This is a genomic window from Nodosilinea nodulosa PCC 7104 (assembly GCF_000309385.1).
Classification (GTDB): domain Bacteria; phylum Cyanobacteriota; class Cyanobacteriia; order Phormidesmidales; family Phormidesmidaceae; genus Nodosilinea; species Nodosilinea nodulosa.
This window is the reverse complement of the sequence record NZ_JH976537.1, coordinates 3,794,679-3,814,617: the sequence shown is the minus strand read 5'-3', so window position 1 is coordinate 3,814,617 and position 19,939 is coordinate 3,794,679. Positions and strand designations below refer to the sequence as shown.

Here is a 19,939-nt window from a genome sequence, read left to right as displayed (position 1 = left end):
GTTTTTGTAGGTTTATCTAGAGCAAGTCCTATGGTTAGTATCAGACCTGACGAAATTAGCAGCATTATTAAGCAGCAGATCGAGCAGTACAACCAGGAGGTCAAGGTCTCCAACGTCGGTACGGTGCTGCAGGTGGGTGACGGTATTGCCCGCATCTACGGCCTCGAAAACGCCATGTCCGGCGAGCTGCTTGAGTTTGAAGACGGCACCGTAGGGATCGCCCTCAACCTAGAGGAAGACAACGTGGGCGCGGTGCTCATGGGCGATGGCATCAATATTAAAGAAGGCAGCGCTGTGACCGCCACTGGCAAGATTGCCTCGGTCCCAGTGGGCGAGGCGCTGCTGGGTCGCGTAGTCGATGCTCTGGCCCGCCCCATTGACGGCAAGGGCGACCTGCAAACCAGCGAAACTCGCCTAATTGAGTCTCCAGCCCCCGGTATTATTGCCCGTAAGTCGGTATACGAACCGATGCAGACCGGCATTACCGCCATCGACGCAATGATTCCCATTGGCCGGGGCCAGCGCGAGCTGATCATTGGTGACCGTCAGACCGGTAAGACGGCGATCGCGATCGACACCATCCTCAACCAAAAGTCCCAGGATGTGGTTTGCGTCTACGTGGCGATCGGTCAAAAGGCCTCCTCCGTAGCCCAAATCGTAGACGTGCTGCGCGAGCGCGGTGCTCTGGAGTACACCATTGTGGTAACAGCCAGCGCCAACGACCCCGCTCCGCTTCAGTATCTGGCCCCCTACACCGGGGCTAGCCTGGCTGAGTACTTCATGTACCAGGGCAAAGCTACCCTGGTGGTCTACGATGACTTGACCAAGCAGGCCCAGGCTTACCGTCAGATGTCGCTGCTGCTGCGTCGCCCGCCCGGTCGTGAAGCCTATCCCGGCGATGTGTTCTACCTGCACTCCCGTCTGCTGGAGCGAGCCGCTAAGCTCAGCCCTGAACTGGGCGAAGGCAGCATGACCGCCCTGCCAATTATCGAAACCCAGGCGGGTGACGTATCGGCTTACATCCCCACCAACGTCATTTCGATTACCGACGGTCAGATTTTCCTATCTTCTGACCTGTTTAACTCGGGTCTGCGCCCCGCCATCAACGCCGGTATTTCGGTGTCTCGGGTAGGGTCTGCGGCTCAGATTAAGGCAATGAAGCAGGTGGCAGGTAAGGTGAAGCTAGAGCTGGCGCAGTTCGACGAGCTACAGGCCTTTTCTCAGTTTGCCTCAGACCTCGATGCGGCGACCCAGAAGCAGCTGGCTCGCGGGCAGCGCCTGCGCGAGCTGCTCAAGCAGCCCCAGTACTCCCCGCTGCCGGTGGAAGAGCAGGTGGCGATTATCTATGCGGGCATCAACGGCTTTATGGATGAAGTGCCCGTGGAGCAGGTGACGGCCTTTTCTAAGGCACTGCGCGACTATCTGCGCAACAGCAAGCCCAAATTTGGGGAGCTAATCCGCAGCGAGAAAAAGCTCGGCGATGAAAGCGAGGCGATTCTCAAGGACGCGATCGCCGAAGCCAAGCAATCCTTTATGGCAGCTGTTTAAGGCCGTATTCTGTCCCCCTGTTCTGGTCGGGGGGCTGCCTCGGCAGTCTCCTGACCTCTCGACGACCCCTTGGGATCCACTATGCCTAACCTAAAAGCGATTCGAGACCGCATTAAGTCTGTCAAAAACACCCGCAAAATCACTGAGGCGATGCGTCTGGTGGCCGCCGCCAAGGTGCGTCGTGCCCAGGAACAGGTGATTGCCACCCGCCCCTTTGCCGATCGCCTGGCCCAGGTGCTATACGGCCTTCAGAGCCGTCTGAGATTTGAGGAAGCCGATCTGCCACTGCTCAAGCAGCGTGAAGTAAAGACCGTTGCTCTACTGGTCATCTCCGGCGATCGCGGCCTCTGTGGTGGCTACAACAACAACATCATTCGTCGGGCTGAGATCCGAGCTAAGGAGCTGGCCGCAGAGGGTTTAGACTACCGCTTTGTGATCGTAGGGCGCAAGGCTAACCAGTACTTTAAGCGTCGGGATCAGCCCATTGAAGCCAGCTTTATCGGCATGGAGCAAATCCCTACCGCCGACGAAGCTTCTACCATTGCCGACGAGCTACTGTCGCTGTTTTTGTCAGATGAGGTGGATCGCGTTGAGCTGATCTACACCCGGTTTGTGTCGCTGGTCAGCTCGCGCCCAGTGATTCAGACCCTGCTGCCCCTCGACCCCCAGGGTCTTGAGGTATCAGACGACGAAATCTTCCGACTGACTACCCGCGCTGGTGTCTTCCAGGTAGAGCGTGAAAAAGTAGCTGGACCAACTCCAGTCGAGTTTCCCCAGGACATGATTTTTGAGCAAGATCCGGTTCAAATTCTGGATGCGCTGCTGCCGCTATATCTGAACAACCAGATTCTACGGGCATTGCAGGAGTCGGCGGCCAGCGAACTGGCGGCCCGAATGACGGCCATGAACAATGCCAGCGACAATGCCAAGGAACTGGCTAAGACCCTGAATTTGACCTACAACAAGGCTCGTCAGGCAGCCATTACCCAGGAAATTTTGGAAGTGGTAGCTGGGGCCAACTCCCTGGGCTAAGCCAGCAGAAAACCTACAATCACGATTAAAGGCCCGCCACATTCCTGTAGCGGGCTTTTTTTGGCCTAGAAATTTGTTGGAACCTATCCGTGGCGGGTTTGGTGCCAGGCCCAGGCATGGGTCAATATGGTGTCTATGTCAGCGTACTGGGGGGTCCAGCCGAGGATATCGCGGGCGCGATCGCTGCTCCCCACTAGCGCTGGGGGATCGCCGGGGCGGCGCTCGGCTTCCACCACAGGAATAGGCTTGCCCGTCACCCGCGCCGCCGCGTCAATCACCTCCCGTACCGAGAAGCCGCTGCCGTTACCCAGGTTAAATACTGCGCTTTCACCGCCCTTCAGCAGATATTCCAGGCCTAAAATGTGGGCATCGGCCAGGTCGCACACGTGAATATAGTCGCGCACGCAGGTGCCATCCGAAGTAGGGTAGTCGGTACCAAAGACGCTGATAGAATCTCGCTTGCCCAGGGCCGTTTGCAGCACCAGGGGAATCAGGTGAGTTTCGGGGTTGTGGTCTTCGCCCAGTAGGCCATTGGGGTGGGCACCCGCCGCGTTGAAGTAACGAAAGCGCACCGATCTAAAATCATAGGCTTTGTCATAGTCGGTGAGAATTCGCTCCACCATGAGCTTGGTGGCCCCATAGGGATTGATCGGGTTTTGGGGATGGGTTTCGGTAATCGGCATCGCCTGGGGCACGCCGTAGGTGGCACAGGTCGAGGAGAACACAAAGGTCTTGACCCCCGCTTCTACCATGGTGTCGAGTAGCGCTAGGGTGCCCACCACGTTGTTTTCGTAGTATTTGCTGGGGTTGTTGACCGACTCACCCACGTAGGCGTAGGCCGAAAAGTGCATGACGGCGCTGATGTCATAGCGGCTGAAAATTTCTCGGAGCAGTGCTTTGTCTAGGGTGCTGCCCTCAATCAGCTCGGCTTCAAGGACGTTTTCGACTAGATCGCGATGGCCGTAGACCAGGTTGTCGAGAATAAGCACTCGATAGCCGGCCTGCTGTAGAGCCAGGACGGCATGGCTGCCGATGTAGCCCGCCCCCCCGGTCACCAAAATCGTTTTTGTATTAGCTGCCATAGAAATTAGTACTAAAGGATTTAGTTGTGCTGAAGCCAAAATACCAGTGGTTGCTGATATCTTAAGCGCTCGGACCACCGGGGTACTCGATTGTCTGGGCAGCATTAACTAAGTTTTTATTTTCTTGAACCTCAGCTCCACAGAACTTTATTGGCCTGCTGCCTGTGGGCGGTTTTTGCTTTAAGCAAATTTTAATCAAAGCTTAGCGCCCCTTTAGCCCCTTCATGAAGCTTTGCCGTGCGTAATGGCCGAAGATGGCCCAGTAGCAATGGCTACAAGATGTAACCCCCAAGTGTTATCTATGGCTGACTTCACGCTCCAACTCTTCCATGTCTCTGACCAAGAGGCTGGCATTCCGGCCCTTGATGATGTTCCCCGATTTTCAGCTGTATTGAATGCGCTTGAAGCCCAAGATATAGATGGCGACGGTGTCGCTGGGTTTGCCAATACACTGACGCTTTCCTCTGGGGATGCGTATATTCCTGGTCTATTTTTAAATGCCAGTGATGCTGTTTTTGGCGGTGCTGGACGCGCTGATATCTTAATTCAAAATGCCCTGGGCTTTCAGGCGATCGCCTTTGGCAACCACGAGTTTGATCTCGGCACGGGTCTAGTTGCAAGTTTGATTAGCCCTGGGGAAGACGATGCTGCGACGGATATCGATGAATCTTTTCCGGGCACGGCGTATCCATACCTCAGCAGCAACCTGGATTTTAGTACGGATGAGGCTTTAGCTAACCTGGTCGTGCCCGATGCCCAAGCGCCCCTGCCCAACAGCATCGCAGCTTCCACAGTCATCGACGTCAATGGCGAAAAAATTGGTGTGGTGGGCGCAACTACCCCCACTATTAAAAACGTCAACGTGAGCATTTCTAGCCCTGGGGATGTGACCGTTTCCCCCCAGCCCTTTGACGGTGACCCTACCCCAGAGCAGCTGGATGCCCTGGCAGCAGAGATTCAAGTGGACGTAGATGCACTGCTGGCGGCCAACCCCGATGTCAATAAGGTTGTCTTGCTGGCTCACATGCAGCAGCTTGCCATTGAGCAAGCCCTAGTTGAGCGATTGTCTGGCGTTGACATCATTGTCGGCGGTGGTTCCAATACGCGCCTGCTGGATGAGACCGATCGCCTGCGGGCTGGCGACACAAACCAGGGGATTTATCCGATTATCAAAACCGATGTTGACGGCAACCCCGTGGCGGTGGTCAACACGGATGGCAACTACAAGTATGTGGGGCGGTTGGTCATCGACTTTGACGAGAATGGCCTGATCGTACCTGAAAGCTATGACTCTGAAGTCAGCGGAGCCTATGCCACCGATGACCAGGGGGTTGCAGACATAGGCGGCGAAGGATTGGCCGATCCAGCGATCGTCGCCATTACTGACGCCCTGCGGGAGGTGATTGTTGCCACTGAGAGCAATGTGCTGGGCGTCAGCGATGTGTTCTTGGAAGGACGCCGCAGCGCCGTACGCGTTGAAGAGACCAACCTAGGTAACTTAACGGCCGATGCCAACCTGGCGATCGCGAAGGAGGTAGACCCAACTGTCGTCATTTCTCTCAAGAACGGCGGTGGCATTCGGGCCGAGATTGGCCGCATTGTCGTGCCAACGGGCAGCGTTGGTGAGGTAGATTTACTTCCCAACGAAGACATTCCGGGAGTTAAGCCTGAGGGTGGCATCTCTCAAAACGATATTGCCAACTCCCTGGCTTTCAACAATGAGCTCAGCTTGGTAACGGTTACTGCGGCAGAACTGCTAGCGCTGGTAGAGCACGGCGTGGCCGCTAGCAGCCTGGATGACAGCAACACCCAGGGGCGGTTTCCTCAGATTGGCGGGTTCTCGTTTAGCTACGATCTCACAGCGGAACCCGGCGATCGCGTGCAGTCCCTGGCGATCGAGGATGAAGCGGGGAACGACGTTGATGTGGTGGTGCAGAACGGCGAAATCGTCGGTGACCCCAGCCGCACCTTTCGCATGGTAACCCTCAACTTCCTGGCTGACGGGGGCGATGGCTACCCTTTCCCCACGGGGGAGGCGGCCGATCGGGTTGATTTAGTGACGGAGGATTCCGACAACCCCACCCCTGAGCTACGCAGTGGAAATGCCACCTTTGCCGCTGATTTCTCTGAGCAGGATGCGCTGGCAGAGTACCTCTTTGACAACTTCAGCGCAGCCAATCCCTTTGGTACTGCCGAGACCGATCGCAGCCTGGACAGCCGCATTCAAAACCTGTCCTTCCGTGGCGATACCGTGATCGACGGCGCTGGCCCAACCGACCCCACCGATCCAGGCCCAGCTGAGCCTTCCCTGCTGGCGCCTTTGGGAACCTACGAAACCGGAGTTTTTGACGAGAGCGCCGCTGAAATTGTGGTACACGACCCGGCCAGCCAGCGGCTGTTTGTGGTCAATGCCAATGCCCCTGCGGTAGAAGTACTGGATATTAGCGACCCCAGCAACCCCAGCAAGCTATTCGAGATCGACCCGGTTGCCTTTGGAGGCACCGCCAACAGCGTGGCGATCGCCAACGGCATCGTCGCGATCGCCATTGAAAGCGAGGAGAAAACCGACCCCGGCAGCGTGGTCTTTTTCGATATCGACGGCAATTTCTTGAACGCCGTCACCGTGGGTGCTCTGCCCGACATGCTGACCTTTACCCCTGACGGCACCAAAGTGCTGGTGGCCAACGAAGGGGAGCCCAACGATGACTACACGATCGATCCAGAGGGCTCCGTCAGCATCATCGATCTGTCTGGGGGTGTTGAAACCCTGACCCAGGCGAACGTTACCACCGCTGACTTTACTGCCTATAACGATCAGCTCGATGCCCTGGTTGCCTCCGGCGTCCGCATTTTCGGCCCCAATGCCACCGTTGCCCAGGATGTGGAACCCGAATACATTGCGGTGTCTAAGGATTCGACCACGGCCTACGTGGCGCTTCAGGAAAACAATGCGCTGGCGGTCGTAGATATTGGGTCGGGCACCGTTACCAACATTCTGCCGCTGGGGTACAAAAATCACGCGGTGGTGCCTTTAGATGCCAGCGATCGCGACGGTGCGATCAACATCGCTACCTACCCCAATCTGTTTGGCATGTATCAGCCCGACGGGATCGCCACCTACGAAGCTGGCGACGCGACCTACATTGTCACCGCCAATGAAGGAGATTCTCGCGATTACGACGGCTTCAGCGAAGAAGCTCGGGTCAAGGATCTACAGCTCGACCCCGTTGCCTTCCCCAACGCAGCGGCGCTCCAGGCCGATGAGGTACTGGGTCGCCTCACTGTCACCACCACCCTGGGCGACACCGACGGAGACGGTGATTACGACGAACTCTACGCCTTTGGCGGCCGCTCCTTCTCCATCTGGGACGACCAGGGTAACTTGGTCTTCGACAGCGGTGACCAGCTTGAGCAGATTACAGCCCAGCTATTCCCAGATGACTTCAACTCCGATAACGCCGAGAACGACTCCTTTGACAACCGCAGCGACAACAAAGGGCCTGAGCCCGAGGGCGTGGCGATCGGCGAAATCGACGGGCGTACCTACGCCTTCATCGGTCTAGAGCGGGTCGGGGGAGTCTTTACCTACGACATCACTGACCCTGCTAACTCCTTCTTTGTTGACTATGCGAACAACCGTGACTTTGCGGGCGAACCAGAAGCCGGTACCGCTGGCGATCTGGGGCCTGAGGGTCTCGCTTTCATTCCGGCGGCCGATAGCCCCAACGGCAATTCATTGGTGGTGGTAGCCAACGAGGTCAGCGGCAGTACTACGCTGTTTGACGCTGGCAGGCTGGTGGACACCGCACCCGATGGGCCTGAATCAGGCGAGTTCAAGGGCCTCGATCTGCTCAACGTTACCGGCGATGTCGTTGCCACCTTTACGGTTAACCGAGAGGCTGCCTACGACAACTTTGCTGGCTTTTACCGGGTAGCCGATACCGACGGCGGTATTGATCTTAACGGCGATCGCATAGCCGACCTAGCCCCAGGGCAATCGGGCTATACTCAGGCCGCCCTAGCGGCCCGAGCCGAGGCTGTAGCCCTGACGACGGCCAACCGCACCCAGTCGGTGTTTGAGTCAGCGGTAGCTGGAGGCAGCCTTTATGTCCCCTTCCTGATTGCCAACGGCACCCCAGACAGCTTTGACCCCAACCAGGTATATTTTGCCTTTGGGGCTGCAAACGCCGATGGAGCCGAGCACATTCGCTTTACCGATGGGGCAATTGGGTTTGAAGACCTGTTTGGTGGCGGCGACGGCGACTTCAACGACATGGTGGTGCAGGCTGCGGTGCCAACAGCCTAGACCTTGGCAACACAGGTGGGCCTGGCCAAACCGGGCCTGGCCTGCCTGTGGTACAGGCTTCTCTGGCTCGCGATCGCAAGCCCAATCCCTAGGCCTGCTTTTTAGAGGGATCAGATATCCAATATCGCTGTCCAAAAGGTTCTTCATCTGAACATTTAAGGATCAGATTGGGGAGATCAACCCGATGTCACAATCCAGGCCTAGTTTGGCCTCATATTTATAATAATTTGCCCCTTGGACGCCACTCTCGATCGGTTGCTGTTGCTAAAGAGCAATACTATGATTAAAGGCTTTCAGCCTATTTTTATCTACTTTTAATGAAATCCTTGTTTACCATCGACGCTAGTCAACTCCTCGACTTTAATACCGCTGCGTTAGCCGTACTGACCTACCTGCACGATCGCCTTGGGTTTGATCTCTGGATGGTGACCCGCACCGAGGGAAACGACTGGATTGTTTTGCAGAGCAACGATCAGGGCTATGGCGTAAAAGTGGGAGATGTCTTTAGCTGGACAGATTCCTTTTGCTCGCGCATGGTCAAAGGAGAAGGACCGCGCATTGCCCCTAGCTCAGATGAAGTGTCTACCTATGCCAGCGCCCCGATTGGGCAGCAGGTCAAAATTGGGGCCTACGTAGGCGTCCCGCTAATCAACGAGGACGGCTCTTTATTTGGCACCCTATGCGCCATTGACCCAGCCCCACAGCCCACAGCCATCCAGCAAGAGCTCCCGCTCATTGAGCTACTGGCCCAGTTGCTCAGCCGCATTCTCCACGCCGACAATAAAGCGGCTGAGCAGGCCCGTCTAGCCGATCGCCTGCAAACCGAAGCGCTGACCGATGGACTGACCGGGCTGTACAATCGTCGCGGCTGGGACCAGCTAATCGATGGTGAAGAAGAACGCTGTGCTATCTACGGCTATCCAGCCTGCATCATCGTCATCGATATCAACGACCTCAAAAGCGTCAACAACGGTCAAGGGCACGATGCTGGAGATCAGCTTTTGCAGCAGGCTGCCGCTGTGCTTCGGCAGATTACCCGCAAGCAAGACGTGGTAGCCCGCATTGGCGACGACGAGTTTGCCATGCTCTGCGTTGAGTGCCCCCTAGACGAAGGGGTATCCCTGAAAAACCGTCTAGAACAAGCCCTGAGGGCTAGCCAGCTGCAAGCGTCGGTAGGTATCGCCGGACGTCACCCCAGCCAGGGACTGCGGTGGGCTTGGGCTAATGCCGATCGCGCCATGTACAGCGCCAAACAAGCTTAGCCAACCACATGTTCTACTGCCCTGCTGTTGTAGAACGGTCCCATAGGTTTAGAATACATAGAGCGGCGCTGGCAAAGGCTGGCAGACTACGCCCAGGCTTCTAGCGGCTGCCAAAAAAACACCACTCAGTTTGACAAGGGTCTACCCTTTATCTATACTGAGGATTGTTGAAAAACCAGGCCCCCATCGTCTAGAGGCCTAGGACACCTCCCTTTCACGGAGGCGACGGGGATTCGAATTCCCCTGGGGGTATAGTTCAAACACCACGATGCTATCAGCCCTGTAGCGCCCAAAAGCCTACGGGGCTTGCTTTTTAGATTGCATTGCGAATTGTATATCAACCCTAATTAACCCCAATCAACCTTAAACGCCCCTGGTTTTTTAGGCCAAATTTTAGGCCTATGGAAGTAACCAGTAAGTTACGCCAGGTCAGCGGCAGGCTGAAGGCCAGCAAGGTGGGTATCACCGTCGAGCAGCATGGTGACAAGCTCCGACTGCGGGCCACGCTGCCGCCAAAGCCGAGAAAACGGGGGAACCTTCCCAGCCTCAAACTCGGCTAGTTAGACTGGGCGAAAATACTCTCGTCTCGGGCAAAAGCCTTGAACTCCAAGGCGTTGCCGCTGGGGTCAGTGATAAAAAGGGTGGCCTGCTCCCCTACCTGCCCGACAAATCGCTGGTACGGTTCGATCAAAAATTTAACCTGGGCCTGGCGCAGGCGATCGGCCAGGGCTTGCCACTCCGCTGGGGTTAATATGACGCCCCAGTGGCTTACGGGTACACCGTGCCCGTCGACGGCATTAGTGGATACATCGGGCCGAGCTTCATCGACCAGGTGGGCCGTAACCTGGTGCCCAAATAGATTAAAGTCAATCCAGCGATCGGCGGTGCGCCCCACGGAACAGCCCAGCACCGTTTCATAGAAGTGACGGGTGCTAGACAGGTCGTACACTGGAAACGCCACATGAAAGGGACGAAGCATCACCATGTCCTCTAGGGTTACGAAAGAGCATAGGGCTAAAAGTATTGGCCTCGCGCCAGAGGCACTCCATCCTCGCTATGCCCTTACCCACTGTACTCTCTATACCGGCAGTCAAGTCCTGCAAAACCATGCCCTGGTGGTAGAAGCAGCCACCATTGTGGATCTCGTTCCCATGACCGAGCTGCCATCGGATTTGCCCCGCCTAGACGGTCACGGGTGGGCGGCCGCCCCCGGCTTTATCGATCTTCAGCTCAATGGCTGCGGCGGCGTGATGTTTAATGACGCCATCACTGCCGCTACTCTAGACACGATGCACCGCACCAATCTCCAGAGCGGCACCACCAGCTTTTTGCCCACCTTAATTACAACCTCTGATGAGGCTATGCGCGATGCGATCGCCCTGATAGCAGAGTACCGTCACTGCTATCCGCAGCGGGTGCTGGGGGTTCATTTAGAAGGCCCCTATCTAAATCCCAAGCGGGGCGGTATTCACAATCGGGCCGCCATTCGCCCGGCCCGTGGGTCTATGATCAGCCATCTGAGCAAGGCAGGGCCAGAGGTGGTTAAGTTGGTAACCCTAGCGCCTGAGATGGTTGCCGTGAACCACATTCAGCAGTTGGCGCAGGCGGGTATTTTGGTCGCTGCTGGGCACACAGACGCCAGCTTTGAGGAGGCTTTGGCTGGATTTACGGCTGGGGTGGGCATGGTGACCCATCTGTTTAATGCAATGTCGCCCTGGCAAGGGCGCAGCCCTGGTATGGTAGGGGCTGTCTTTAGCCAGCCTGACATCTATGCCGGCATCATTGTAGACGGACACCACGTTCACTATGGGTCCGTCGGTCTGGCGCAAAAAATCAAGCAAGATCGTTTGATTTTGGTTAGCGATGCCACCCCTCCGGTGGGCACTACCCTAGAATCCTTCGTGATTGGCGGCCAGCAGGTGTTCTACCGCGACGGCAAGTGCGTGAATGCCGATGGCACCCTGGGGGGGGCGGCGCTGACGCTGATCGAGGCGGTGGGTAACTGCGTGCGCCAGGTCAATATTCCCCTGGCAGAAGCTTTGCGCATGGCGACACGCTATCCCGCCCGGGCCATTGGGGTGGATCGTTACCTGGGGCTGCTGGCTGCGGGTTACCAGGCCAACATCACGCTGTTTGACCCAGCCACCTTCACGGTCAAGGCCGCCATTGAGCAGGGGGCTTTGGCCTGGGTGAGCGCTGATTTTGGGCAGGCCGCCTAGAGCCGGGGCCGGGGTAGACCGGCTACCCGCTGCTGAAGCAGCTGGGCCGCCATCATCTGGCTACGTAGACAGATCCAGAGGCTGCACTGGTCATCGGCGATCGATACTAGCGCCCCGGCCTGCTGCTCCGAAAACTTACAGGCCAGGTGATACAGGCGAGTGCGCTTGTCTGATTCGACGGTTAGCGCCCGGTAGTACAGCTCGTTGTAGTAGTGAGTGCCGTCCTGCAGGGCGCCATTGAACCAAAATTTAAACACCTGAATCCGACTTTCGGGCAAAACCTTGGGCAGCATGAAGGCTCTCTCTTAACCTAGTTTCAGCATACCCAGCTGGCCCAGCAAATGCTGATGCGCAGGCAGATGCAGTACCTTATGCAAGCCTGGATAGCCCTGTCGACGGTGGTCAGTGGCAGATACTGCGGGCAAAGGCAGACTCCACTAGCGATCGCAAAATATCCGTACTGAGGGGCTGTACCAGCAGACCATCCAGCCCCGACAGGTCTTCGCTGTAGTTCCACTGGGGACTCGTAGAATCGGTGAGGGCCACAATGGTCATGTCGGAGGAGTGGCCGTGCTGCCGCAGCTGATGCACTAGCGGCTGAGACCACGTCTGAACGTTGTTGCCCATCAGAATTACAAGGCAGGGGGCGCCTTGACTCACCCGAGTCACCGCTTGCTCGGTAGAATTGGCCACAAACACCGGGTATTGCAGATCAGATTCCAAAAGATTGGCGCCATCACAGTGACCACGCTCTGGATCGAGCACAAGGATATAATCTTGAGGCAAATTCATGGCTAGAAACGACGCAGTTGCCTCTTATATTACATAGGTCAAAAATGACTCTCATCCCTATAAAGTCGCTTTTTTCGCCTATAGATTGGGGTTTTAGCAGGATTTCAGGGTCTTAGCCAAAAATAATTCTTTCGTTTTTTTTAGGCTATCTAAAGGCTTGCCAAAGCCCATATTTTTCGAAAGTCAAACTATATTTAAGTTATGCGAACTATTCCCCTAGCGAAAGTCGATTGTTGCGCTAGCAGTAACGTTTTGTAGCAAAATCACAGACCTTTACCCCTCTGCTGGCCCCAGAGTTGGGTAACCCTAGCTACAAAACCCCTGGGAGGGCTTTGCTATGTTTAGCAAATAAAATTTGCCGTTTATGACGAAACCCAGTGGGCTCTGTATCTGTACAGATTATTGAGGGCAATCCCCATTTGCGATCGCTACTGGGCTGGCATCTTCAGCAAGCTGGCTACAGGGTTTTTCAGGCAGCAGATATAGTTCGCACCCGCGACGTTTTTCAGAGCCGCCAGCCAGACCTAGTGATTTTAGACTCGCAGCTGCCCGATGGTGATGGGGTAGAGCTATGCAAGTGGTTGCACAGCCAGGGGCAGCCTCTGATCATGATTCTCTCCGCCTGCAATACGGAAACCGATATTGTGACGGGTCTACGGGCTGGGGCAGACGACTACCTGACCAAGCCCTTTGGTATGCAGGAGTTTTTGGCTCGAGTCGAGGCGCTGACCCGGCGGGTGCGACTCATGAGTGCCCCTGCATCCCTCACCTACGGCGACCTCAATATCGATCTGGTTCAGCGGCGGGTCAACTTTCGCGGCGACTACATCGATCTAACTCCCCAGGAATTTAGTCTGCTGTACGTACTGACCCAGGCGGCCGGGTCTCCCCTTAGCCGCACTGACCTCCTGCGTCGGGCCTGGCCGGATGCCATCGACAACCCCAGAACCGTCGACACCCATATTCTTTCCTTGCGCAAGAAAATTGAGGTAGATCCCAGACAGCCCAACATTATTCAAACGGTGCGCAACGTGGGCTATCGGTTTAACGTCGAGCGTATTTCAGCTGAGTCTAACGGCCACAGTCCTCGGGTTAGCCCCACGCTGGCCTCCTCCTCCTTGAGCTAGCGAAGCATTTAAGCCGACACACTTGTGAGCTTATACACCACCGGGCGACGGTCAATTGCCGCCAGCATGACACTTGTGCCGCCTGCGATCGCGGGCATGGCTAGTTTTGGTGAATTGAACTATAATTCGAATTACTCAATATTGCCAGTCTTGCCATCGTGTTTACCACCCTGACGCCCGCTGCTTCACCCCTCCCCTCCCTAGATCTCTTTGCAGCCATTGAGACGCTCAAGCGTGATCTCAACGCCGTTATCCTGGCCCACTACTACCAAGAACCTGACATTCAAGATGTAGCCGACTACATCGGCGACTCGCTGGGGCTGTCCCGCCAGGCCGCAGCAACCAGCGCCGATGTGATTGTGTTTGCGGGCGTGCACTTCATGGCCGAAACGGCGAAAATTCTCAACCCCGACAAGCTGGTGCTGTTGCCCGACCTCAACGCAGGCTGCTCCCTAGCCGACAGCTGCCCTCCCGATGCCTTTGCGGCATTTAAAGCAAAACATCCCGACCACCTGGTGATTTCCTATATCAACTGCACGGCGGCTATCAAGGCCATGAGCGATATCATCTGCACTAGCTCCAATGCGGTGAGCATCGTGCAGCAGCTGCCCGCCGACCAAAAAATTATCTTTGCCCCCGATCGCAACCTGGGCCGTTACGTGATGCAGCAAACCGGTCGAGACATGGTGCTATGGCAGGGAAGCTGTATGGTTCACGAAACCTTCTCTGAGAAGAAGCTGGTGCAGCTTCAGGGTGCTCACCCCCAGGCCGAGGTAATTGCCCACCCGGAATGTGAGGAAATGGTGCTCCGCCATGCCCACTTTGTTGGCTCTACCACAGCGCTGCTCAACTACGCCCAGCAGAGTGCTTCACGGGAATTCATTGTCGTTACAGAACCTGGCATTATCCACCAGATGCAAAAACAGGCTCCAGACAAGGTGTTTATTCCGGCCCCACCGACGGCGACTTGCGCCTGTAATGAATGCCCCCACATGCGGCTAAATACCTTAGAAAAGCTCTACCTGGCCATGAAAAACCGCCAGCCAGAGATCATCCTCGACCCTAAGGTGCAGCAGGAGGCTCTCAAGCCTATTCAGCGCATGCTAGAGCTAAGCGGCTCATAAGCGACGACTGAAGGGACTGAGAGCTTTTGTAAATGACCTTTTTGGTAAAAACGACCTTTTTGATGGCCTACAGGTCATCGACGAAGGTTTTCAGTTCCGCCGTCAACTGTTCAATCAGGTTACTGCCGTCTACTGCGGGCTGCCCGCTTTCCTGCTCGATTCGAGCTACCACATCGGCGGGCAGGTTAAGCAGCGACACCAGGCGATCGTAGGCGTCTGCTTCTTCCTCATTGATGAGCTCTTCGCCGGGAGTGCGGGCGCTGGCGCTAATCACCTGGTAGCCTAGCTTGAGCACCAGTTCTCGCTCTGCGGCGCTAGTGAGCTTCGGCACCAGCTCTTCGAGGGGCAAGTTTTGCATTAGGTAGTCGCGCAGTTCATCGCGCAGGGCGACCTGCTGGCCAGCATTGCTGGCAAAGAGATGGCTGAACTGATCTAGCATAACGTCGACTTCTTCGTCGGCAAGATGGCCATCGCTCCAGGCCATTGTGGACACGATGCGCAGCAGCGTCATCTGGCTGGGGCTAATGGAAGGGGGAGAAGGGGGTTGTAGTGGCATAGCAGTTTCCGGGGTAGTGAACCACGTCGGGTAGCTGATGCTGACAACCTACCATAGAGAGGCAGAGGGGCCAGGTATCTTTAGCAATCTCTACAAATTTAGATGGCTTCGGTAACACTATTTACAACCGTCCTGCAAGGTGAGCAAGCTGCCGGGTATTTTGGAGCCGCAGCACCGATCGCGCTTTGTCCTCTACAATCCAGCCCTTCTCCGCCAGCTTAGCCATGATCTTTTCAGCCTCATCAAGGGTAATATCCGCAAGATCGGCCAGATCGCGACGGGGAATGTTGAACAGATCAACCCCATCGTCCACGGGTTCTCCGTAGGCCTCTTGAATAGCGGTCAGCGTATTGGCTAATTTCACCGCCGGGGGCTGGTGGCGCAGCTGAAAGCGCAGGTTAGTCTGACGCAGCCGCTGTACCATCAGCTGCAGCAGGCGGTGGTGCAGGTGAGGATCCTTGAATAGGGTTTGAATAAACCGCTGGGCGGATATGCTCATCAGCCTAACAGCGGTCATAGCTACTACGTCCGTGGAGCGGGGAGATTCATCTAGGATAGCCATCTCACCAAAAAAATCACCCTTGCCTAAAACAGCCAGGGTAATGGAGCTATCTTCGGCGTGGCGGCGCACTTTCACCCAGCCCGCCTCAATGAAATAGACTGCGTTACCCCATGCATCCTCCATCACCACAGCGCGGTCGGCAGGGTAGTCGTGGTGAGTCGCCACCGATATCAGCCATTCAACAGTTTCCGGATTGGCGGTGTGGAAAAGCGGGTAAAGTTCACTTAGCGTGTCGGCTTGCATAAAAGGCATGGGGAAAGGGTGACGCTCAGGGCTAACCAGATGGGGCCAGCAACGACAGTTACGCTCCCATAGTACCCAGAAACCCAGGCAGACCGAAGCAGCGGCCCTACCTCGGCAGACCGATCGCGGTAGCGATGTCATTCAGGGGCGATCGCAGGGCCTCCACATAGCTGGGCCAACCTACCACAATCGGCTGGCGGTGAATCAACGTATGGGATACAACGTCAGGTTCGGTAAACCGAATTGGCTGGCCCGCCAGATCGCAGCACACCAGTCCTGCTGCTCGCGCCAGGGCCAGGGGGCCGGTGGTATCCCACAGCTTTACCCTACCATTGAGGTATATGTAGATACCAGCCTGGCCGGTGATCACCGCCAGCACCTTGAGGCCAAAACTGCCCAGCGCCAGGAAGTGGACGTGGGGAAATTGGCGGGCGATCGCCTCTCCAAACCGCCGCTCATCTTTATCGCCAATTACCATCGACCAATCCTGGTCAGGGTCAAAAGTGGGTTCCTTGGGCAGCAAAGGTGCCGACTGGCCATCGCCTGTCTGCTCAAACAGGCCCCAGCCCGGTCCACCCCAAACCAGATGCCGCCCCACCGGAGCATAGATCCAGCCCGCTTGAGGCTCTCCCCTAACCACTCTTCCCACCATGACGGCGTAGTTGTCCCGGCCCTGAATGAAGTCATCGGTGCCATCAATAGGGTCTACAAACCACAGCGGGCGGTTCGGCACCTGTCCAGCAAGATCCTGAAACTGCTCAGCAGTAGCGCGATTTTCCTCAGTAATAATGCCGTCCTCTGGGAACAGCGCCCGCATACCGGCCAATAGCTTTTGATCCAGCAGCTGGTCCACGGTGGTCACATAGTCATCCACCCCCTTCTCAAACACCTGAAAAGACCGCTGAGACTGCTGGCTAGCATAGTCGCCGCAGGCAATCAACAGCTGGTGCAGCGTCAATAAATCAGAGGGGCAGATAGGGGACATACCAGGCTAAACCACGCGATCCCACGCCAGGGGAAATACTTGAATAGAGGGCTAACCCTTGGCCAAAATAAACTGGCCTCCCCGTCAGTGTAGTCTGGCTCTGGAGCAAAATACCATAAGAATCGGCGCAAAAAATGGGCTGGCTAGCATCTGCTAGCCAGCCCACCTTAGGGAACGCGATACGGGCTTACTGAAGCACCAGCTTAACGTTGGCGTTCTGCAGGCCAGGACGCTTGACCTCAGCCAGGGTCTTGTTGACCGCGTACTTTTGGTTGATGGAGTTGATCAGCTCAGTCTGGTTGTGCTTTTTAGCCACACCCCAGAGGTCAGCGATCAGATCAAAGGAGCCATCGGCATTACGAGACCAACCCAGATCATACTCACCATCCAGAACGGCGACAAGGTCGGCGCGCACGCGCTGGCCGTTGTAACCGCGTACATCAGCTTCGGTCTTGGTTGCAATACCCAAGTCAGCCAGAGACTGCTTGAGGATCTCAGCATCGGTCACTTTGGTGCGAAGGGTGCTGAAGTGAGACATAGTGTTTCCTCCTGTAGGGAAATTGAGAGAGACAACGAGGTTTGAGAGAGACAAAACCAGTTAGCCACGGGCTATCTGGATACTAACTGCTAGCAAATGCTAGCCCTTCCCCCGGATACCACCGGGAGGAAAGCCTGTTAAAACTCCATCCGCTGATACTCAGCGACGGAGGCTGCCGCCGGACGCGCCCGCTGGCGGGCCCAATCCCGCAGGGCTGTAACCTGTTCACTCATGGTCTTCGACAGCGGCAGCGTAGCTCGAATCGCCGCAATAATATCGAGTTGAGTGAACTCACGTCCTTGGGCAAAAGCTTCATACATGGCCGAAATCAGCCCCTGCTCGATTTCGGCCCCGGAGAACCCATCACAAACCTTGGTTAGCTGGTCTAGGTCAAAGCGCTCAATGTCGCGACGGCGCTTCTGCAGATGGATTTGAAAAATATCTTTGCGCTCTTCAGCGTTGGGCAAATCGACGAAAAAGATTTCGTCAAACCGCCCCTTGCGCAAGAATTCGCTGGGCAGGCGCTCCACTCGGTTAGCGGTAGCCATCACAAACACGGGGGATTTCTTCTCCTGCATCCAGGTCAGGAAAGTACCAAAGATGCGGCTAGAGGTACCCCCATCGGAATCGGAGGAACCACCAGCACCGGCAAACGCCTTATCGATCTCATCGATAAAGAGAATGGCAGGAGAGATAGACTCAGCGGTGCGCAAGGCGTTGCGCAGGTTAGCTTCCGAGCGGCCTACGGTTGAGCCATCGTAGACGCGGCCCAAGTCGAGGCGAAGCAGCGGCAAGCCCCACAGCCGTGAAGTCGTCTTGGCAATCAGCGACTTGCCACAGCCGGGCACCCCTAAAATTAGCATGCCCTTAGGCTGGGGTAGACCGTACTCGCGTGCCCGCTCAGTGAAGGCGTCAGAGCGCTGCTTCAGCCAGTGCTTGAGCTCTTCGAGACCACCCACAGAGTCGATGGTTTCATCGACTTCCATAAACTCTAGAATGCCGTTGCGGCGAATCAGCTGCTTTTTCTCAGAGAGGACGATGTCAACTTCCTCAGCGGTGAGGCGCTTGGCCATGACTCTCGCTTTGCGATAGACTTTCTCCGCCTCGTCGCGGGTAAGGCCTAGGGCCGCTTTGAGAAGCTTTTCACGCTCTTCGGTGGAAATACTGCTGCCCCGAGCGCGATTCATCTCGGTGGAAAGAACCTCATCGAGCTCCGACATATCGGGCAGCGGAAAATCGAGCAGAACAACTTCTTTTTCAAGCTCAATGGGAATTTCCTGCACCGGAGACATCAGCACAATGGTTTTGCGAGTGCCCTTAAGGGCAACAATGGCGTCGCGCAGACAGCGAGTGACGGCGGGCGAATCTTTGAATGGGTGCAGATCCTTAAAGATGAAAATACCGGGTTCGCGCTGGCGGATGACCCACTCGACGGCGGCTTCGGGGGAAACTGTGTTGTTGTTCTGCGTACCCACGCCTTGGCTGCCAAACTCGACCATGCCACGAGTCATGGTCCAGGTAAAGACCCGCATTGGCGCTTTGATATCCTGATCTTTCGACAGGTGACGAGCCACCACGGCAATGGTCTGCTCAGCCCGTTCTTCCTCGAAAGTAACCAGGTAAATCAGAGGATATTGGGCTTGTACTAGTACGTTCAAATCCTCTCGCATAACCAAATCCCTTCTCAGGCTACGGGGCAGTTAAATCGCTGTCTAAGCTAACTACAGCTAGACCAACTAAATCTGTACCTAGCAAACAACCAATTCCCCTTCTTCGCGGGAACCAGCACCAGCAGCAACCTCAGGAATTACAGCGGCACCGATGGCATCACCGTTCCCATGCTGGGAAGCACTGACCGCCTGAGCTACCTCGACCAGCTCTCCCTCTCTCAAAACCACCGACGATGAACAGCTTGGACAGCTGTGGAGACGGTAAGACTGACCGAAGGAGGTTTCCAGACTCTCTGCAACAACGTCGCTATGAGCTAGATAGAAGTCGATCGCACGCTTAGCAATGGAAGACATCGCCTCACCCTCAACAGCAGAGCGAATCTTTAACTGACGGTGCAGGTCAGGGGGTAAATACAGCGTGACCTTAGTAGCTTTTTGCTCTTCCATAGCGCTTTTCTAAATAGGGGTAACCCGGGTATGTGGATAACTTAAACGGGATATCGGGCACCGTCAAGCCAGTATGCTGTCATGACGTCATTCTTGTAACATTGCTTTACACAAGGAAAGCTTCCTTAATCTGGCGGTCGATGGCTGGTGGTCTGTTTCGTCTGGTTATGCTGCGAAATATTGGCCAAATCCCATCCCTGTGAACTGGTCCTGGACTCCTACTACCGTAGCGGGGTTCAGGCGGGTTAGGGGCAGAGGTAAACTTATACGACAGCGAGAGAATTCTCCTGGAGCAGGTCGATATGCTTTTGAAGGTTGCTCAGCTATGGCGATTTGCGAATTAAACCTCCTCGCAGTTTGCCAGCGCAGCTGATTTAAGGCATTGCCCGTTAGCTAGGTAGTTTTACTGGCGTGGGGGAATGCTGTGGTTATTCCGCCGTGGTTTT

16 protein-coding genes, 1 tRNA gene and 1 pseudogene are annotated in these 19,939 nt (G+C 55.9%); 8 read left to right on the top strand and 10 right to left on the bottom strand.

The window, feature by feature from the left end:
* Nucleotides 1–30 precede the first annotated feature (30 nt).
* Both atpA and LEPTO7104_RS0117615 read left to right on the top strand, forming a co-directional pair.
* Entirely contained in the window at nucleotides 31–1,548 is a 1,518-nt protein-coding gene (gene atpA, locus LEPTO7104_RS0117620) for a F0F1 ATP synthase subunit alpha (protein WP_017299901.1), read from the top strand.
* An 81-nt stretch (nucleotides 1,549–1,629) separates the two neighbouring features.
* A complete protein-coding gene (locus tag LEPTO7104_RS0117615) occupies nucleotides 1,630–2,580 on the top strand; it encodes a F0F1 ATP synthase subunit gamma (protein WP_017299900.1) in 951 nt (316 codons plus the stop codon).
* An 83-nt stretch (nucleotides 2,581–2,663) separates the two neighbouring features.
* On the opposite strand, the gene galE is transcribed toward LEPTO7104_RS0117615, so the two are convergent.
* Nucleotides 2,664–3,662, bottom strand: coding sequence for a UDP-glucose 4-epimerase GalE (gene galE, locus LEPTO7104_RS0117610; RefSeq protein ID WP_017299899.1), 999 nt, complete (start codon nucleotides 3,660–3,662; stop codon nucleotides 2,664–2,666).
* A gap of 307 nt (nucleotides 3,663–3,969) precedes the next feature.
* Here galE and LEPTO7104_RS39430 point away from each other — a divergent pair.
* The 3 genes and pseudogenes from LEPTO7104_RS39430 to LEPTO7104_RS0117590 all read left to right on the top strand — a co-directional run.
* Nucleotides 3,970–7,968 (top strand): annotated as a pseudogene (locus LEPTO7104_RS39430) (choice-of-anchor I family protein); the annotation flags it as partial.
* 317 nt (nucleotides 7,969–8,285) lie between these two features.
* Entirely contained in the window at nucleotides 8,286–9,230 is a 945-nt protein-coding gene (locus LEPTO7104_RS0117595) for a sensor domain-containing diguanylate cyclase (RefSeq protein WP_017299897.1), read from the top strand.
* Between the two features lie 179 nt (nucleotides 9,231–9,409).
* Nucleotides 9,410–9,482: transfer RNA gene (locus tag LEPTO7104_RS0117590), tRNA-Glu, on the top strand.
* A gap of 304 nt (nucleotides 9,483–9,786) precedes the next feature.
* On the opposite strand, the gene LEPTO7104_RS0117580 is transcribed toward LEPTO7104_RS0117590, so the two are convergent.
* Nucleotides 9,787–10,215, bottom strand: coding sequence for a VOC family protein (locus LEPTO7104_RS0117580; protein WP_017299895.1), 429 nt, complete (start codon nucleotides 10,213–10,215; stop codon nucleotides 9,787–9,789).
* Between LEPTO7104_RS0117580 and nagA the strand changes: the two genes are divergently transcribed.
* Entirely contained in the window at nucleotides 10,214–11,449 is a 1,236-nt protein-coding gene (gene nagA / locus LEPTO7104_RS34350; protein WP_083887090.1) for an N-acetylglucosamine-6-phosphate deacetylase, read from the top strand. The two genes, LEPTO7104_RS0117580 and nagA, sit on opposite strands and share 2 nt — an antisense overlap.
* Here nagA and LEPTO7104_RS0117570 read toward each other — a convergent pair.
* Both LEPTO7104_RS0117570 and LEPTO7104_RS0117565 read right to left on the bottom strand, forming a co-directional pair.
* Nucleotides 11,446–11,742, bottom strand: a complete 297-nt coding sequence (locus LEPTO7104_RS0117570; protein ID WP_017299893.1) for a hypothetical protein — start codon at nucleotides 11,740–11,742, stop codon at nucleotides 11,446–11,448. The genes nagA and LEPTO7104_RS0117570 overlap by 4 nt on opposite strands.
* A gap of 109 nt (nucleotides 11,743–11,851) precedes the next feature.
* Nucleotides 11,852–12,172, bottom strand: a complete 321-nt coding sequence (locus tag LEPTO7104_RS0117565; protein WP_155523681.1) for a response regulator — start codon at nucleotides 12,170–12,172, stop codon at nucleotides 11,852–11,854.
* Nucleotides 12,173–12,618: 446 nt separating this feature from the next.
* On the opposite strand from LEPTO7104_RS0117565, the gene LEPTO7104_RS0117560 reads away from it, so the two are divergent.
* A complete protein-coding gene (locus LEPTO7104_RS0117560) occupies nucleotides 12,619–13,368 on the top strand; it encodes a response regulator transcription factor (RefSeq protein WP_017299891.1) in 750 nt (249 codons plus the stop codon).
* 158 nt (nucleotides 13,369–13,526) lie between these two features.
* The gene (gene nadA / locus LEPTO7104_RS0117555) at nucleotides 13,527–14,492 is read left to right on the top strand and encodes a quinolinate synthase NadA (RefSeq protein ID WP_017299890.1); all 966 of its coding nucleotides are present in this window, start codon (nucleotides 13,527–13,529) and stop codon (nucleotides 14,490–14,492) included.
* A 67-nt stretch (nucleotides 14,493–14,559) separates the two neighbouring features.
* On the opposite strand, the gene LEPTO7104_RS0117550 is transcribed toward nadA, so the two are convergent.
* The 6 genes from LEPTO7104_RS0117550 to LEPTO7104_RS34340 all read right to left on the bottom strand — a co-directional run bounded on the left by LEPTO7104_RS0117550 (nucleotide 14,560) and on the right by LEPTO7104_RS34340 (nucleotide 19,493).
* Complete coding sequence (locus LEPTO7104_RS0117550; RefSeq protein WP_026072812.1) at nucleotides 14,560–15,048, bottom strand: tellurite resistance TerB family protein; 489 nt, start codon at nucleotides 15,046–15,048, stop codon at nucleotides 14,560–14,562.
* A 121-nt stretch (nucleotides 15,049–15,169) separates the two neighbouring features.
* Nucleotides 15,170–15,853, bottom strand: coding sequence for a Crp/Fnr family transcriptional regulator (locus LEPTO7104_RS0117545; protein WP_026072811.1), 684 nt, complete (start codon nucleotides 15,851–15,853; stop codon nucleotides 15,170–15,172).
* A gap of 106 nt (nucleotides 15,854–15,959) precedes the next feature.
* Entirely contained in the window at nucleotides 15,960–16,838 is an 879-nt protein-coding gene (locus LEPTO7104_RS34345) for a 3'(2'),5'-bisphosphate nucleotidase CysQ family protein (RefSeq protein WP_051158509.1), read from the bottom strand.
* A 187-nt stretch (nucleotides 16,839–17,025) separates the two neighbouring features.
* Nucleotides 17,026–17,376, bottom strand: coding sequence for a DUF1257 domain-containing protein (locus LEPTO7104_RS0117535; protein WP_017299886.1), 351 nt, complete (start codon nucleotides 17,374–17,376; stop codon nucleotides 17,026–17,028).
* 137 nt (nucleotides 17,377–17,513) lie between these two features.
* Nucleotides 17,514–19,046 (bottom strand): stress-responsive protein Ycf46, encoded by a 1,533-nt coding sequence (gene ycf46 / locus LEPTO7104_RS0117530; RefSeq protein ID WP_017299885.1) that lies wholly within the window; start codon nucleotides 19,044–19,046, stop codon nucleotides 17,514–17,516.
* 78 nt (nucleotides 19,047–19,124) lie between these two features.
* Nucleotides 19,125–19,493, bottom strand: a complete 369-nt coding sequence (locus tag LEPTO7104_RS34340) for a slr0373 family blue light stress response protein (RefSeq protein ID WP_017299884.1) — start codon at nucleotides 19,491–19,493, stop codon at nucleotides 19,125–19,127.
* Nucleotides 19,494–19,939 lie beyond the last annotated feature (446 nt).